Below are 15850 nucleotides of genomic sequence, written 5' to 3' on the forward strand. Positions count from 1 at the left end.
CTGCGCTTCGTGCCGGGTGCTGTCGGCGCACAGGGCGAAGGCAATCGCGATCAGATCGTGCTGCGCGGCAACAACAGCACCGCCGATTTCTTCGTCGATGGTGTGCGCGACGACGTCCAGTATTTCCGCGATTTCTACAATCTGGATCGGTTGGAAATCCTGCGCGGTGCCAACGCCATGATCTTCGGGCGCGGTGGTGGCGGCGGCGTCATCAACCGCGTCATCAAGACGCCCGATCTTGCCGCCCAGCTGATTGCCGCCGATGCCGCGGTCGATACATGGGGCAGCTGGCGCGTCGCCGCCGATCTCAACCAGCCGCTGGCCACCGGCATCGCCGCCCGCCTCAATGGCTTTTATGACGAAGCCAGCAACCATCGCGACTTCTATGGCCTGACGCGCTGGGCAGTGAACCCCACCCTCGGCCTTGATCTGGGCGGTCGCGGCAATCTGGTGCTGGGCTATGAACATGCCGCGGATGATCGCACGGCCGATCGCGGCATCCCTTCACAGGCTGGCCGGCCGGCGCCGGTCTCGCGCAATCTGGTCGTGGGCGATCCGGCGCTCAATCGCAGCCGTGTGGATGTCGATGCGCTGTCGCTGACCGCCGATTACCGCTTGGCCGACAGCCTCACCCTGCGCCACCGCACGCGCTGGGCCGATTACGACAAGGTCTACAGCAACGTCTATGCGGCCACGCCGCTGGCCGCCGATGGCCGCATCGGGGTGGATGCCTATGCCGACCCCACGCGCCGCCACAATCTGTTCAGCCAGACCGACCTGAACTGGAAAACCGCGATCGCCGGCACCCAGCACAATATCCTTGCAGGCTTCGAACTGGGCCGCCAGGTGACGCGCAACCAGCGCATCAACGGCTTCTTCGATGGCATCATTCCGGGCGCCACGCGCGCCTTCGTCACCCTGGCCGACAGCGTCCGCCCGCCGCTGGCGACCTTCCGCGCCGGGCCGGGCAACCGCTCCATCCGCGCCCAGGCCGAGGTGGCCGCGCTGTTCGTGCAGGATCAGGTGAAGATCGGTGATCATGTCGAGCTGCTCGGCGGCCTGCGTTATGACCGTTTCGAACTTGCCGTGGACAATCTGTTCTCCGGCGCTCGCTTTGCCCGCGTTGATTACTTGTGGTCGCCCCGCTTGGGCCTGGTGGTAAAGCCGATGGCCACCGCCTCGCTCTATGCCAGCTTCAGCCGCTCGTTCTTGCCGCAATCGGGTGACCAATTCACCAGCCTTGATGCCCGCCTGGCCGCGCTGGAACCGGAAGGCTTCCTCAACCGCGGAATCGGCGCCAAGTGGGACATCACGCCCACGCTCAACATCAACGTGGCGGCCTATGTGCTCGAACGCACCAACACGCGCGCGCCCGGCGCCGTAGCCGGCACGGTCGAACTTACCGGCCGCCAGCGCAGCCGCGGCATCGAGCTTGGCCTGGATGGCCAGATTGCCAAATGGCGGCAGGTGCAGGCCGGCCTTGCTGTGCAGAGCGCCCGCATCACCAGCACTACCAACGCCGCACCCGCCGGCCGCCATGTGCCGCTGGTGCCAGAATTCCAGGCCAGCCTGTGGCAACGTTTCCAGATCGCCGAGCCGGTGGGCGTGAGCGTCGGCATCCTGCACCAGGGCGCCAGCTTCACCAGCATCAGCAACGCGGTGCGGTTGCCGGCCTATACGCGGGTGGATGGCGCCTTGTTCGTGACGCTGGCCAAGGACGTGAGCGCGCAGCTCAATGTCGAAAACATCTTCAACAAAGGCTATTTCCCGACCGCGCACACCGACAACAATATCAGCACCGGTACACCGCGCACCGCCAGGCTGACGATCAGGACGAACTTCTGAGGCGTTCCCACAGGCCCACCGGTTCGGCCTTGTAGGTGGCTTCGCCAAAGATGCTGAAGCCGCAGCGGCGAGCGACTGAGATGCTGGTGGCGTTGGCCGGGTTGATCATGGCGACAGTGCGATCGAAGCGCGTGTCGGCCCATTCCAGCGCACAAGCCACCGCTTCGCTGGCATAGCCTTGTCCCTGCGCTTCGGGATGAAAGGCCCAGGCCGCTTCCGGGCAACCAAAGGGTTCCACCCCGGTGCGCTCAGCGTGCAGGAAGCCGACATCGCCAAGATGAATATCTTCCCCCGGCCGCGTCACGGCCCACATGCCATAGCCCATCAACTGCCAGTGGCCGGCATAGCGCAGCAGCCGGTTCCAGCTGTCTTCCCGGTTGAAAGGCTTGCCGCCAAAATGCGTCACCACCACCGGGTGCGACCACAGTGAGACCAGCCGTTCGAAATCCGCCAGCCGGTGTGGACGCAGCAGAAGCCGTTCGGACGAGAGGACGGGACGTTCGGTCATGGCGCTTAGCATAGGCACAGGCCATGCCAACTTCCAGTAACCGCTTTATGACAGGCTGTTGCAGGCGGGGGCCAGCGTGATAGCCAATACAACGTGATCCGCCTTGCCCGCCCTACTGATCTGCCGCTGCTGCCTGCCATCGTAGTCTCGGCGACCACGCTGTTTGCCGGCACCGCCATGGCCCATGTGGTGGATGGGCCGACGACGCCGGCCAAGGCGCTGTTGGCGGGGTTGGAGGCACACAGCCTTTGGGTGGCAGCAGCGCCCCAGCCCTGTGGCTTCCTGCTGGCCGCTGCCACTGCGGGTTGGCTGCACATCCAGGAATTGTCGGTGGCGCGCGATGCCCAAGGCCGCGGGCTGGGCGCAGCCCTGCTCCAGGCCGCGATTGCGGCCGCGCCCGCACTCCGCTGCGCGCGTCTGTCACTCACCACCGATCGCTGGCTGGCGTGGAACGCGCCCTTTTATGCCCGGCACGGCTTTGCCGAAGTGGCAGCGCACGATCCGGCCTTGCCCGAATGGCTGGCGGGACTGCCGGCGCACGCCGCTACCGGCGGGCTTGATCCAGCGCGACGTTGCATCATGGTGCGCAGCGCATGAACGATCTAGAACATCTTGCCCTGTGGCTGCCCGCGCAGGGCCTCGCACTGGCACCCGGCGCGCGGTTTGAGCGGCTGGGCGGCGGCATCGCCAATCGCAATGAAGGCGTGATGCTGGCCAGTGGTCCGGCCGTGCTGCGCCGCCCGCCGCCGGGTGTGCTCGCCGCCGGCGCCAGCGACATGGCCCGCGAAGCCAAGGTGCTGGCCGCACTCGCACCGCATTTCCCGTTGGTGCCGCGCCTGATCGCCTTTTGCGCTGACGAAGCGGTGCTGGGCACGAAATTCCAGCTGATCGAGCGGCGCGATGGAATGGCGATTGCCGGCACGTTGCCGCCGGAAGCCGGCGACGGCCTGGCGCTGGTGGAAACCACGTTGCTGGCCATGGCAGCGCTGCACGCGCTCGATCCGGCGGCGATCGGGCTCGGCGATCTCGGCAAGCCGGAAGGCTTTTACACCCGCCAGTTGAAAGGATGGACCAGCCGCGCCGAGGCGGTGTGGCCCGATGGTTTGCCGGCCGACGTGGCCGCACTCATCACAGCACTGGCCGCCGCCGTCCCGCCTGAAGCCGGCACGCCTGTCCTGCTGCACATGGATCTGAAGCCCGACAATCTGCTCGTCGATCCCGCCACCTGCCAGGCGCTCGCCATGATCGATTGGGACATGGCCACCCGCGGGCCACGGGCTTTCGATCTTGCCGTGCTGCTGTCCTACTGGATCGAACCGGGTGATCCGGGTGACGTGAAGCCGCTTATGGCGGTGCCCTCGCTCACCCCTGGTTGGCCGGGCCGCACGGCGGTGGCATCACGCTATGCCGCCGTCAGCGGCCACGATGCGGGCGATCTCGTCTGGCCCACCGCGCTGGCCCGGTTGCGGCTGGCGGTGGCGTGGATGCAGCTTTACCGAAAATGGCAGCGCGGCGAGATGGACGGCACGCGCTATGCAGGCTTCGAGACATTGGCGCTGGCGATCATCGCCCACGCCGCAGACCAGTACCAGAAAGGCGCCTTGTGACCGATTTCACCCTGCCCGAAGCCACCAAGGCGCTGGCCCGCCGCACCCGCCAGTTCGTGATCGACAAGATCATCCCGTTCGAACGCGATCCGCGCCTGACGCAGCACGGCCCCACCGACGATCTGCGCGCCGAACTGGTGGCGCTGGCCAAGGCCGAGGGCCTGCTCACCCCGCAAGCGCCGACCGAACTGGGCGGCATGGGCTTTGATCACGCGACGCAAGCCGCGGTGTTCGAAGCCGCCGGCTGGTCCACGCTTGGCCCGGTTGCGATGAACTGCGCCGCGCCGGACGAGGGCAACATGTATCTGCTCTCCCGCATCGCCCGGCCCGATCAGGTGAAGCAGTTCCTCGCCCCCATGGTCAGCGGCGAGCGCCGCAGCGTCTTCGCCATGACCGAGCCCTATGGCGCCGGCAGCGACCCCGGCCAGTTGAAGACGCGCGCCGTGTTCAACGGCAATGACTACGAGATTTCCGGCCTGAAATGGCTGATCACCGGAGCGAACGGCGCCAAGACCTGGATCATCATGGCCAATGTCGAGCCCAATGCCCACGGCCCGCACGGCCCCACATTGTTCCTGTGCGAGGGCGACACGCCCGGCATTCACATCGAACGCGTGATGGATTCGATGGACCGCAATTATGTCGAAGGCCATTGCGTCGTGCGTTTCGAAGGCCTGCGGCTCAGCCCGTCGCACTTGCTGGGCGAGATTGGTTCGGCCTTCCGCTATGCCCAGATGCGCCTCGCGCCGGCCCGCCTTACCCACTGCATGCGCTGGCTGGGTGCGGCGGCGCGCTGCCAGCATATCGCGCTGGAACATGCCCGCGTTCGCACCGCCTTCGGCAAGCCGCTACTCGCCCACCAGGGTGTCAACTTCATGCTAGCCGACAATGAAATCGCCCTGCACCAGGCCCGCCTCGCCATCCGCCACGTCGCCTGGCTGCTCGATAACGGCGTGCGCGCCCGCCACGAAAGCAGCATCGTGAAGGCCAGCGTGTCCGAAGACCTGTTCAAGGTCGCCGATCGCTGCGTGCAGATATTGGGCGGCATCGGCGTCACTTCGGAAACCGTCGTCGAAATGATCTTCCGCGACATGCGACCCTTCCGCCTCTACGACGGCCCCACCGAAGTGCACAAATTCGCCATCGCCACCCAGCTGGAACGGCAGGGCAGCGCCTTCACCGATCCGGTAGGCTGGTGATCAGAAGCGCAGGCCGGTCGCTGCCGCCAGATCGGCCAAGGCCTGCGCCTCACCCGTCACCTTGATCGCCGTCATGCCCAGCGCGGCGGCTGGCTTGCAGTTGATGCCCAGATCATCAAGGTAAACGCAGGCCGCCGGCGCCACGCCCAGCGCCTCGCACATCATCAGGTAGATGCGCGGATCGGGCTTGCGCAGGCCAACCTTGGCACTCTCGATGACGTGGTGAAACTCGCCGAGGATATGCTTCACGCTCGGCCCCCAGCCGATATCCTCCTCGCTCGCCACATTGTTGGTGATGCAGCCGATCTTGAACGCGGCCTTGCACGCCCGCAGCGCTGCCACCATCCCCGGCCGCACATCACCCGCCAGCAACGGCAACACGTCCCCGCCCGGCACATCATGGCCCAAGCTGATCGCTTCTTCACGGAACGCCACATCGAACTGGCCGGTGCTGATCTCGCTGCGTTCCAGTCGGGCCCAGGCGTTGGTATCGGGATTGGTGGCATTCACCGTGCGGATGAAGCCAGTCGGCAGGCCCCGTTGTGCCTCAAAGCGGGCAAACGCCTCGAACGGCGACGAAGTGATCACCCCGCCAAAATCGAAAATCACCGCCGCGATTGCCATGCCAACATCCTTGTCGTGGAGACGTCGTTCTTAGGCGCGAAGGGCAGGGACTTCACCCGAGAAAAGAATAAGGGGGGCCTCCGGCGGTCAGGGTCGCAGACCCTGCACCCGTCAGTTGGATTTGCCCATTTGCCGTTGAAGGCCGGCCTGATTGCTAGAGCGCTGTCCGAAAACAAACGGGTGCAGGGTCTGCCACCCTGCCCGCCGGAGGCAATCCTGCCTTGAACCTTAAATCGAGAAGCTCGACCCACACCCGCAGCCCGACGCCGCCTGTGGGTTCTTCACTTCGAACGCCGCCGCGCCGATCTTCTCGACATAATCGACTTCGGCGCCGGCGACGAAGGGCAACGAATCGGGATCGACCAGCATGGTGACGCCGTCGGTTTCGACCAGCGTGTCACCATCGGCCGGGGCGGATTCGAGGCCAAAGCGATATTGGAAGCCCGCGCAGCCGCCGCCATCGACGGCAAGGCGCAGCATCATGCCGGGTTTGCCCTGACGTTCAGCGATAACAGCAACGCGTTTGGCGGCGGCGGGGGAGAGGCGGGGCAGCGTTTCCATGACGCCAATGTAAGCGCAGGGCAGGCCGGCTGCAACCGGCGCCGCAATCAGCGGCCGGCGCGGACCTTCCAGGCGCGGCCGCCTGCCATCACCATGTCGTCGCTGGCCAGCGGTGCGAAGGGTTCGTCGCTAGCGATATCAACCGGGGCAATCACGGTGACGCGGCTGCGGGCCGGGGCATCGACACCGAAGTTGGCGAGATCAAGGAAGGGCTGCGGATCAAGGGCGCGGCCATCAAGGCGGACTTCGAAGTGCAGGTGGGTGCCCGTCGAGCGCCCGGTGGAACCCATGCCGCCAACAACCTGGCCCTGACGGATCACGTCGCCTTCCTTCACGTGGAAGCGAGTCATGTGGCCGTAGCGGGTTTCAAGGCCATTGCCGTGATCGACCACGACCACCTTGCCATATCCCGCCCACCAACCGGCGCGGACAACAACGCCATCGGCTGCCGCGTGAATGGCGTCGCCGGTCTTGCCGGTCATGTCGATGCCGGCATGGAAGGCGCCGCCACCGTGGAACGGATCGGACCGATAGCCGAAATCCGACGACGGATCATAGTGGTTCACCGGCAGGAAGGCCGGGATGCGGGCGAAGGTGGCAGCGATGGCGGCCTGGCGCGCAGCGCTGGCCTGCAGATCGCGCACTTGCGGATCATTGGCGGCAATGAACGGGCCGCCGGCATTGCCGAGGAAACGATCGGGGTTGAGGCCAAGGCGGCGCAGCACGGCTTCGGCGCGCGGGGTGCCGGCGGGGGCGGCGCCGATCAGCGCGGCAACCGGCTGGCCGGCACGCGGCAGCATGCGGGCCAGGGTGGCGGCATCGGTGCGTTCGTTGGCCAGCGCGGCAAGGAAGGCGCGGCGGGATTCGGCCATGCTGCTGGCTTTGTTGGTGGCGCTGTCGTCCAGCGTCATGGCGGACACGGCGGCGACGGCGGAAATGGGGGCGATTTGGGTGGCATCTTCGGCGGCGGCCGGAGCGGCTGCCACCAAGCCGAACAGGCCCAGCGCCGCCATCACCATCTTGCCGCTCAGAAATTGCATGACTTAGTGCGACCCTTCATCAGGCTGGGAACCCGGACAAGCGGAGGGGATTCACCGGAATCAGCTTCCAGCGCCTTTACCCTGCAAGACCATTGCCCCTTTGCCGCCGGTGACCCCGGCTGACGTTGGGTACAGAGCAGCCCCGGCGACGCTGAACAACCGGTCAATTGCCGGGGAGCGGTCAACCGTTCGGCGCAGACGACGAATTGTGACCTTTTCGTGCCACAAGCGTGAAACTCTGGCCGTCGGCGGCCGTAGATATACTTATGGTAGCAGTTAGATCCGTCGGATGGGCCCCGGCTGGTGCGCCGAAGGGGGGTCTCCTCCCCGCGATGATCCGGTCGCCGCCGGTTTTTCTCCCTCAGTGTTTGTACAAGTGGCGTAGCATAGAAATCCTCAGGGCGTCTTCAGTTCAGGCCAGCGCTTGGGCAGCGGCCAGCACGGCTTCGGCATGGCCGGGCACCTTCACCTTGTCCCACACTTCGGCGATTTTGCCGTCGCGGCCGATCAAGAAGGTGGCGCGCTCGATCCCCATATACTTCTTGCCGTACATGGATTTTTCCACCCACGTGCCATAAGCCTCCGTCACGTCGCCGGGGTCGCTGCCCAGCAGCAAGGTCAGGCCGTGCTTGGCGCGGAATTTCGCGTGGCTGGCAACGCTGTCGCGCGACACGCCCACCACCACCGTATCGGCAGCGTCAAAGTCGGCCTTCAGCGCCGAAAACGCCTTGCCTTCGTTGGTGCAGCCCGGCGTGTCGTCCTTGGGATAGAAATAGAGCACCAGCTTCTTGGCCGAAAAATCGGTCAGGCTGATCGGGCCGGTGTCACCATCCATGGTGAAGGCGGGGGCGACGGTTCCGGGGGTGGGCATGCTCATGGCGGTTCTCCTTGGCTGAATACCTCTGCCCATGCCACGCGCACGGCCTGTCTGGCGATGGCCAGTTGATCGGTGAAACCGGTGAAATTTGCCGCAGCCAGCGCCCGCGCCAGGATCGCCTGCACCGGTTCGGGCACCGTATCGGGAACGCGGGCCCCGGCAAACAGCAGCCGCAGCCAGATCAGCGTGCGCGCCAGGAAATCATGCGCTGGCTTGAGATCGGCCGGCAGCAGGCCGGCGGCGATCAGTTCATCCAGCACCACCGGCAGCTCCGGCGACAGCCCCTTGCCACTTGCGAGCTGGCGGAAATGCACGATGAATTCCAGATCCACCATCCCGCCCGTGGCCAGCTTCACGTCGAACCGGCCCTGCGGCGGCTTGGCGGCGGCCATGTCCGCCCGCATCGCCAGCACCGCCTTGCGCAAGGTTGGTACATCGCGCGGGGCGGACAGTACGTCGGCAATCACCGCCTGGGCCACCGCCACCGGCCCGGCCACCACGCGAGCGCGGGTCAGGGCCATATGCTCCCAGCTTTCCGCCTCCTCGCGCTGATAGCGGGCGAAACTGTCGATGGAGAGCGCCAGATTGCCCTTCGCTCCCCATGGTCGCAGCCGCGTGTCCACCTCATACAGCGCGCCGGCAGCGGTCGGCACCGAAAGCGCCGTCACCAGCCGCGCCGCCAGCCGGTTGAAATAGGTGGCAGCCGGCAGCGGCTTGGCCCCGTCCGACAGGGTTTCGTGGTGGCCGGTGAACAGGAACACCAGATCAAGATCGCTGGCGTGCGTCATCGCCCGGCCGCCGTGCCGGCCCAGCGCCAGCACCACCAGTTCGCCGCCCGGCACACGGCCGTGGCTGCGGGCGAAATCCTCTGCCACCGCCGGCGCCAGATTCTGCGCGGCGGCATCGGCCAGATCAGCCAGGCTGCGCCCCACGGCGAGCGCGCCGGCATAGCCCTCAATCAGTTGCGCGCCCAACTGGAACCGCACTTCCGCCGTCCAGCGCCGCACCCGGTCCAGCCGCTCTTCCAGCCCGGCGTCGCGGCACAGGCTGGCCAGTTCCGCGGCCAGTTGCGTCGCATCAGGCAACGGTGCGAAGGCATCGGGGGACAGCATCACATCGAACAGCGCCGGATCACGGGCCAGTGCTTCGGCCAGCACCGGCGTGATGCCCACCAGATTGCCGAGCAGGCCAACCAGGCGCGGATTGGCGCGCAGCAGCGCAAAGAATTGCGCGCCGGCCGGCAATCCCGCCAGCAAGCCATCCAGACGGTGCGCCGCCGTGGCCGGATCGGCCGCCGCCGCCAGCCGGGCCAGCAACAAGGGCAGCACCGCTTCGAAATCGGCACGGGCCGATTCACTTTTCAGCGCGCGATATTTGCCCTGCCGCCAATTGGCGATCAGCGGCGCAAGCAACTTGGCGAGGCCGGGGTGATGCTGCTTCAGCCACGGCTTGGGATCGGCCGGTACCGCCGTTGCGTCCGGCGTGGCGGCGCGGATCAGCCAGTCATAGGATGTGGCAACCGGATCGGTGATCGCGCTCAATCGGGCTTCCAGCGCCTTGGCATCCTTGCAGCCGCACAGGCGGGCCACGGCGTGGCGATCGGCGATCAGGCGCGGGATGGCGTGAGTCTGCTCATCGCGGCGCATCTGCAGCCGATGCTCCAGCGTGCGCAACGCCCGGTAGCTGTCGGCCAGCCGCCGGCTTTCCGCCTCTGGCACATGGCCAGCAGCGGCGAGCGCGGCGAGGCCATCAAGCGTCGCCGGGCAGCGCAATTCGGGATCGCGCCCGCCCCAGATCAGCTGGTTGATCTGGGCGAAGAATTCCACTTCGCGGATGCCCCCGCGCCCACGCTTCAGATCAAAGCCAGGGCCAATCGCCTGCCCGCCTTCGAAATGATCGCGGATGCGCAAGCTCACCGACTGGATGTCGCGCACCGCCGTGTAATCCAGGCTGCGCCGCCACACGAAGGGCCGGATGCGGGCAAGGAATTCCGCGCCCATGGCCACATCGCCGCCCACGGCGCGGGCGCGGATGAAGGCGACCCGTTCCCAGGTCAGCGCTTCGGATTGGTAATAATGTTCGGCCGCCGCCAGGCTGATCGACATCGGCGTGATCTCGCTCGCCGGGCGCAGCCGCAGATCAATGCGGGCGACATAGCCATCAGGCGTCAGATCATTCAGGATCGCCACCGCCCGCCGCACGATGCGCACGGCGGCCTCGCCGGGATCTTCGCTGCCCCGGCACGGCACCAGATCGGGATCGTGCAGGAAGATCAGATCGGCATCGCTGCTGTAGTTGAGTTCGCGGCTGCCCAGCTTGCCCAGCGCCAGCGCGACAACCCCGCGATTGGGCGCGCCGCGTTCGGCGAGCGCCGCGGCGATGGCGGCATCGATGGCACAATCATTGAAGTCCGAAAGCGCCGCCGTCACCTGCTCCAGCGGCCACAGCCCGGCCAGATCGGCCAGCGCCACCACCAGCGCCACATCGCGGCGGGCGGTGCGCAGGCGCGGCATGATCGGCTGCGCATCGTCTGCCGCCAGCGCCAGCGCGGCGGCGAGGGCCGCATCAGGCCCGGCGGCAGCGAGCGTTGCCAGCGTTGCCTGCCGGCCGCGGATCAACCCCTTCAGAAACGGCGCATCGGCCCAGGCGGCAACCGCTGCGTTGGTGAGGGCCGGCGACAGACCAGTCGGCAGCAGCGGTGCCAGATCAGGCGGCGACACAGTTGCAGGCAAGGCAAACTCCATGTCACCCTGATGCCAGTGCGTTCAGCCGCCAGCAAGCCAATAAGCGGCATGCGGGGCCAACAGGAGAGACATGATGAACATGCGTTTGGGATTGCTGGCAGCGCTGGTGCTGCTCACCGCCTGCAATACCATCCAGGGCGCCGGCCGCGACATCAAGAGCGTGGGCCAGGCGATCGACAAGTCGGCCGGCGCCGCCAAGGACTGAACCCAAGTCCGCGTGATCTTAACCTTCGGCAGATTTCGATTGGCATGGGTTGAAGAACAAGGAAGCAGAGCCTCCGGCGGGCAGGCCTGAGGCCTGCACCCATTTGTTTATCTGGCGCCTTATGCCCGACGTTCGTCATCAGGCGCAAACCAACGAAAGTGGGTCTAGGGGCTCAGCCCCTGGCCGCCGGAGGCAATTCTGCCCTGTCTTCCCAGTGGTTCTCTCGAACACATGCTATCAGGCGGCGCTTTCGCCTGACTGTTCAGCCGCGGCCACCTTGGCCCGGCGCTTTTCGGTGAACCAGATGCCGATGATCGAGATTTCGTAGAGCAGCATCAACGGGATCGCCAGCGCGACCTGGCTCCACAGATCGGGCGGGGTGAGCACGGCGGCCAACACGAAACTCGCCACCACGGCATAGCGGCGGCCGGCAATCAGCTGCTTGCGGTTGATGATGCCGGCGCGTTCCAGCAGCATCAGCAACACGGGCAGCAGGAAGGCCACGCCAAAAGCGAGGATCATGCTCATCACCAGATCGAGATATTCGCCCATCGCCGGCAGCGCTTCGCGGTTGATGCCGTTCACGCCGCCAAGCTGCTGGAAACCCAGGAAGAAGCGGAAGGCCGCCGGCATCACGCCATAATAGGCCAGCGCCGCGCCGCAGGTGAACAGGATCGGCGTGGCCAGCAGGAACGGCAGCAGCGCCTTCTGTTCCTTCTTGTAGAGGCCGGGCGCCACGAAGCGCCACAGTTCGTTGGCGATCAGCGGAAAGGCGATGCAGATGCCGGCAAAGGCCGCCACACGGATTTCGACGAAGAACGCCTCATACAGCTTGGTGTAGATCAGCCGCGCGCCGCTGCCCGAGGCATCGACCAGCGGCTGCACCAGGAAATCGAAGATGCGCCCGGCCTGGCTGAAACACGCTGCAAAGGCGATAACGAAATAGACGACACAGCGCAGCAGGCGCCCGCGCAGTTCGATGAGATGATCGAGCAGCGGGGCCTTGCTGGCATCGATGTCGCTGCGGTCAACCTCGTCGGTCATGCCGCTTCGCCTGTCGCGGCCGGCTTTTTGGCGCGCGGCTTGCGCGGCTTCTTTGCCGGCGGGGCGGCTTCGGCAGCCGGCGCTTCAGCCGGAGCGACCGGCCATGGTTCCTCAGCCGGTTCAACCACAGGCGGGGTTGACGGCACCGGGCCAGACAGATCGGGCAGCATGTTTTCCGGCAGCGAAGTGGCCTTCATGATGGCCTCGTTCTGCTGCGCCCACAATTTCTGCATTTCTTCCATTTCGGCTTCGCGCATCATCGCATCGAAACCGCTGCGCATGTGGCGGCTCATGGCGCGGGCCTTGCCCACCCACTGGCCCACCCAGCGCATCGCCTTGGGCAGGTCTTTCGGGCCGATGACCAGCAGGGCCACCAGTGCAATGAGCATCAGCTCGGAAGAATCAATGCCAAACATCGTGTGACTTTGCGGGCCTTTTGGCGGGCCTCAGCCCCGTGTCGTCGAGTCAGCCGTGTGCGTCTTCAACCGGAGTTTTGGCCGTTGCCTGCGGATTCTGCGTCACCTGCGGCGGCGGCGCAGCCGGGCTGCCGGGCGCGGCATCATCGTTCAGCCCCTTCTTGAAGCTATTGATACCCTTGGCAAAATCACCCATCAGATCGGAAATGCGGCCACGGCCGAACAACAGCACGATGACCAGGATGACCACCAGCCAATGCGTGAGGCTGAACGAACCCATGATGTGTAACCCTTAAAGTTGTGCGGGATGAACCCGTTTCCTTTACGCCTAGGCGCGCGGCTTTGCCAGTGTTTGCACGTGCGCATCTCAGACGCGGATCAGCCGCCGCCCGAAACTCTGGCCGGTGAACAGCCCGCTGAACGCCGCCGGCAGGCTGGCCAGCCCGTCGAAAATCTCCTCGCGATACTTCACCTGGCCAGCGCGGATCATCCCGGCCAATTCGGCCTGCGCCGCCGGGAAGCCCGGCATGTCATCAAACACCACCATGCCTTCCGTGCGCAGCCGCTTGCCGATGAACTCGCGCGTGTTGTGGATGCCGGGGGCCTCCTGCGGGGTGAGGTTGTAATCCGCCACCTGCCCCGAAATCACGATCCGCCCTTTCATCCGCATCACAGGCAGCGCGCGATCGACACTGGCATTGCCCACATTGTCGAACAGCACATCCCAACCATCGGCACTGGCGGCAGCAAACTGCGCGTCGAAATCGGCCGCCTTGTAATCCAGCGCCGCATCGAACCCGCATTCCTCCACCAGCCAGCGGCACTTCTCCGCCCCGCCGGCAATGCCCGTCACATTGGATGCACCCCACATCTTCGCCAGCTGCCCCGCCGTCGCGCCCACCGGCCCGGCGGCGCTCGTCACCAGCACCCGCTCCCCGGCCTGCATCTGCGCCACGCGCTTCAGGCCAAACCACGAAGTCATCCCCGGCACACCCAAGATGCCGTTCCACAGGCTCAGCGGCACATCCAGATCAGGCACCTTGGCCAGATAGCCGCGCCCGTTCGACACCATGTGCGTCGCCCAGCCGGTGCCCATCACCTTTTCACCAGCCACAAACTTCGGATGGCGGCTCTCGATCACCTCGCCCACCGCAAAGCCATCAACCATCTGCCCCGGCTGCAACGGCGGTGCATAGGACGCGCCGGGCGACAACCGTGACCGCGTGCCCGGATCGCAGCTGATGAAACGATTGGCGATCAGCAACTGGCCTTCCGCCAGTTCCGGGATCGGCAGCGTTTCGATCCGGAAATCATCCGGCGTCGGCACCCCCACGATATGCCGCGCCAACACGATGCGTTCCATATTTCCAGCCGTCATGCCACTGTCGTCCCTTCAAAACCGGAGCCCATCATGGACCAACGCATCAGCATCGTCACCCTCGGAACCGACGATCTCCCCCGCGCCGTCGCCTTCTGGGAAGCCATGGGCTGGCCACGCAAGGCCCGCAAATTCGACGCCATCGCCATGTTCCAGTGCGGCGGCCTGGCCTTCGCAATCTACCCATTCGACAAACTCGCCGAAGATTGCGGCATGACCGACAGAGGCCCCGGCTTCGGCGGCTTCACCCTCGCCCACAATGTCGGCAGCAAGGAAAAAGTCGACGAACTCCTTGCCCGCGCCGTCGACAATGGCGCCGTTCTGCAAAAGGCCGCCCACGACGCCTTTTGGGGCGGCTACTCCGGCTATTTCCGCGATCCCGACGGCCATCCGTGGGAAGTCGTCTACAACCCCTTCATACTGCCGGGCCCGGATGGCAGCATCACGTTGGAGGATTAACCCAACTGCTCCCCCAACAGTTCCAGCGCCGCCATCGCAAACGCCACCATATTGGCCTGTCGGTCACTTGACCCCGTCGCGATGGTGCGCGCCATTTGCACCGGCCCGCTCACCGCCACCACGTCATGCCCGGCGGCGTGGCCATAGGGGTTGCCATTCGGCCCCGCCGCGCCGGTTTCGCCGATGCCCCAGGTGACGCTGTGCTGTTTGCGGATGGTTTCGGCCATGAGCAGCGCAAACGGTTCGGTGGCGGACATGAAGCCGCGCACGTCTTCGCGGCGCAGGCCGAGCAGGCGGTGGCGGGCGCGCGGGGTGTAGACGACCGCGCCAGCGATATAGAAGGCCGACGCCCCCGGCACAGCCAGCAACGCGGCCGAAATCAGGCCGCCGGCGGCGGATTCGGCCACGGCCACGGTTTCGCCGCGGGCTTTGAGTTGTGCGCCTACGCGGGCGGCGGTGGCGAACAGCGTGTCCAGGCTCATGGCTTTTGCCAGAGGGTGAAGCCGAAATGCCATTGCCCCTGCGCCAATGCAGCGCGATCGGCGGCGACCGGTGCGGCAATGGCCAAATGATCATCCGGGAAGGCCGGTACGACGACGCCGCCCAATATGTTCATCACCAGCCCGCCCACCGGCGTGATGGCCGCGCCAAGATGGCGGCGAATCGCGTCGGCAATCTTCTCGCTGTGCGGCGCTTCCGATGGGTCGCGGTGGCGCATGCGCAGACGGGTGAGGATGTTCGAACGGCGCACCCGGCGCAGCTTTGTGCCGTGCGCGCGATCAATGTCATCGAGCACGCGGTTGCAGTGCTCCACCTCGTCGCGCCGCCATTGCAGGCGGTTGGGGCCGAAATAATCGTTGATCATCAACCAGCCGCCCGGGTTGAGGCGTTCGACGCTCCACGCCAGCGCCTGATCGATATCGGGCATGTGGTGCAGGCTGTGATCCCAGGTGACCAGATCGAAGCTGCCGGTTTCCTCCAAAAAGGCATTGCCGATGCGCGCTTCAAGCCGGTCGCCCACGCTATCGGCAGCGGCGCGGCGGCGGGCTTCCGCGGCGCGGGCTTCGGAAAGTTCCCACAGCCGCATTTCGCCCACGATGCCATCGAGCAGCAGCGCGCGTTCCTTGTCACCCGCGCCGGCGCCCACCGACACGCCGCGGCCCAGCGGCCGACCCGCCGCAGCCGCCAGCGCGATGCGGCAGCCGCGCGAGTTGCCCGGCACGGCCTGGCCACAGACCTGTTCGTTATAGGCCGCCGTGCAGGCGTCGCTCGACCACCAGTTCACCCGGTCGTTGAGGTCACGCACATGCTTGTCCCAGAACTGGCCAGCGGTGGTTGCCATC

The 15850-nt window shown here is 66.0% G+C and carries 18 protein-coding genes; 6 read left to right on the plus strand and 12 right to left on the minus strand.

The window, feature by feature from the left end; all coding sequences use genetic code 11:
* The first annotated feature begins 9 nt into the window (after nt 1-9).
* Entirely contained in the window at nt 10-1845 is a 1836-nt protein-coding gene (locus tag Q7O19_RS00265) for a TonB-dependent siderophore receptor (RefSeq protein ID WP_303807910.1), read from the plus strand.
* On the opposite strand, the gene Q7O19_RS00270 is transcribed toward Q7O19_RS00265, so the two are convergent.
* Nucleotides 1829-2353 (minus strand): GNAT family N-acetyltransferase, encoded by a 525-nt coding sequence (locus Q7O19_RS00270; RefSeq protein WP_273435117.1) that lies wholly within the window; start codon nt 2351-2353, stop codon nt 1829-1831. The two genes, Q7O19_RS00265 and Q7O19_RS00270, sit on opposite strands and share 17 nt — an antisense overlap.
* A 93-nt stretch (nt 2354-2446) precedes the next feature.
* Between Q7O19_RS00270 and Q7O19_RS00275 the strand changes: the two genes are divergently transcribed.
* The 3 genes from Q7O19_RS00275 to Q7O19_RS00285 are packed head-to-tail and all read left to right on the plus strand — an operon-like array spanning nt 2447 to nt 5159.
* Nucleotides 2447-2950: a GNAT family N-acetyltransferase gene (locus Q7O19_RS00275; RefSeq protein WP_303807911.1), complete on the plus strand. Its 504-nt coding sequence runs from the start codon at nt 2447-2449 to the stop codon at nt 2948-2950.
* Nucleotides 2947-3960 carry a phosphotransferase family protein gene (locus tag Q7O19_RS00280; protein WP_303807912.1) on the plus strand — a complete coding sequence of 338 codons (1014 nt, stop codon included), beginning with the start codon at nt 2947-2949 and terminating at the stop codon, nt 3958-3960. Before Q7O19_RS00275 ends, Q7O19_RS00280 begins: the two co-directional genes overlap by 4 nt.
* Nucleotides 3957-5159, plus strand: coding sequence for an acyl-CoA dehydrogenase family protein (locus Q7O19_RS00285; RefSeq protein ID WP_303807913.1), 1203 nt, complete (start codon nt 3957-3959; stop codon nt 5157-5159). Before Q7O19_RS00280 ends, Q7O19_RS00285 begins: the two co-directional genes overlap by 4 nt.
* Here the strand turns inward: Q7O19_RS00285 and Q7O19_RS00290 are convergent, their stop codons facing one another.
* The 5 genes from Q7O19_RS00290 to Q7O19_RS00310 form a co-directional block, all read right to left on the minus strand.
* Nucleotides 5160-5783, minus strand: coding sequence for an HAD-IA family hydrolase (locus Q7O19_RS00290; RefSeq protein WP_303807914.1), 624 nt, complete (start codon nt 5781-5783; stop codon nt 5160-5162).
* Between the two features lie 228 nt (nt 5784-6011).
* Nucleotides 6012-6344 carry an iron-sulfur cluster assembly accessory protein gene (locus Q7O19_RS00295; protein WP_022680781.1) on the minus strand — a complete coding sequence of 111 codons (333 nt, stop codon included), beginning with the start codon at nt 6342-6344 and terminating at the stop codon, nt 6012-6014.
* 47 nt (nt 6345-6391) lie between these two features.
* Nucleotides 6392-7384, minus strand: coding sequence for a M23 family metallopeptidase (locus Q7O19_RS00300; RefSeq protein ID WP_303807915.1), 993 nt, complete (start codon nt 7382-7384; stop codon nt 6392-6394).
* Nucleotides 7385-7796: 412 nt separating this feature from the next.
* Nucleotides 7797-8255 (minus strand): peroxiredoxin, encoded by a 459-nt coding sequence (locus Q7O19_RS00305; RefSeq protein WP_303807971.1) that lies wholly within the window; start codon nt 8253-8255, stop codon nt 7797-7799.
* A 2-nt stretch (nt 8256-8257) separates the two neighbouring features.
* Nucleotides 8258-11005 carry a bifunctional [glutamine synthetase] adenylyltransferase/[glutamine synthetase]-adenylyl-L-tyrosine phosphorylase gene (locus Q7O19_RS00310; RefSeq protein ID WP_303807916.1) on the minus strand — a complete coding sequence of 916 codons (2748 nt, stop codon included), beginning with the start codon at nt 11003-11005 and terminating at the stop codon, nt 8258-8260.
* A 79-nt stretch (nt 11006-11084) separates the two neighbouring features.
* Between Q7O19_RS00310 and Q7O19_RS00315 the strand changes: the two genes are divergently transcribed.
* Nucleotides 11085-11210 carry an entericidin A/B family lipoprotein gene (locus Q7O19_RS00315; protein ID WP_303807973.1) on the plus strand — a complete coding sequence of 42 codons (126 nt, stop codon included), beginning with the start codon at nt 11085-11087 and terminating at the stop codon, nt 11208-11210.
* Nucleotides 11211-11447: 237 nt separating this feature from the next.
* On the opposite strand, the gene tatC is transcribed toward Q7O19_RS00315, so the two are convergent.
* The 4 genes from tatC to Q7O19_RS00335 form a co-directional block, all read right to left on the minus strand.
* The gene (gene tatC / locus Q7O19_RS00320) at nt 11448-12254 is read right to left on the minus strand and encodes a twin-arginine translocase subunit TatC (RefSeq protein ID WP_303807917.1); all 807 of its coding nucleotides are present in this window, start codon (nt 12252-12254) and stop codon (nt 11448-11450) included.
* A complete protein-coding gene (gene tatB, locus Q7O19_RS00325; RefSeq protein WP_303807918.1) occupies nt 12251-12670 on the minus strand; it encodes a Sec-independent protein translocase protein TatB in 420 nt (139 codons plus the stop codon). Before tatB ends, tatC begins: the two co-directional genes overlap by 4 nt.
* Nucleotides 12671-12719: 49 nt before the next feature.
* Nucleotides 12720-12950, minus strand: a complete 231-nt coding sequence (locus Q7O19_RS00330) for a twin-arginine translocase TatA/TatE family subunit (RefSeq protein ID WP_303807919.1) — start codon at nt 12948-12950, stop codon at nt 12720-12722.
* Between the two features lie 87 nt (nt 12951-13037).
* Nucleotides 13038-14048, minus strand: a complete 1011-nt coding sequence (locus Q7O19_RS00335) for an NADP-dependent oxidoreductase (RefSeq protein ID WP_303807920.1) — start codon at nt 14046-14048, stop codon at nt 13038-13040.
* Between the two features lie 33 nt (nt 14049-14081).
* Here Q7O19_RS00335 and Q7O19_RS00340 point away from each other — a divergent pair, with 33 nt between their 5' ends.
* Entirely contained in the window at nt 14082-14507 is a 426-nt protein-coding gene (locus Q7O19_RS00340) for a VOC family protein (protein ID WP_303807921.1), read from the plus strand.
* Here the strand turns inward: Q7O19_RS00340 and Q7O19_RS00345 are convergent.
* On the minus strand, nt 14504-14989 hold the full coding sequence (locus Q7O19_RS00345) for a CinA family protein (protein WP_303807923.1): 486 nt from the start codon (nt 14987-14989) through the stop codon (nt 14504-14506). The two genes, Q7O19_RS00340 and Q7O19_RS00345, sit on opposite strands and share 4 nt — an antisense overlap.
* A complete protein-coding gene (locus Q7O19_RS00350; protein WP_303807925.1) occupies nt 14986-15849 on the minus strand; it encodes a class I SAM-dependent methyltransferase in 864 nt (287 codons plus the stop codon). Before Q7O19_RS00350 ends, Q7O19_RS00345 begins: the two co-directional genes overlap by 4 nt.
* Between the last annotated feature and the right edge of the window lies 1 nt (nt 15850).

Source organism: Sandarakinorhabdus limnophila DSM 17366, from assembly GCF_945882885.1.
Taxonomy (GTDB): Bacteria; Pseudomonadota; Alphaproteobacteria; order Sphingomonadales; family Sphingomonadaceae; genus Sandarakinorhabdus; species Sandarakinorhabdus limnophila_A.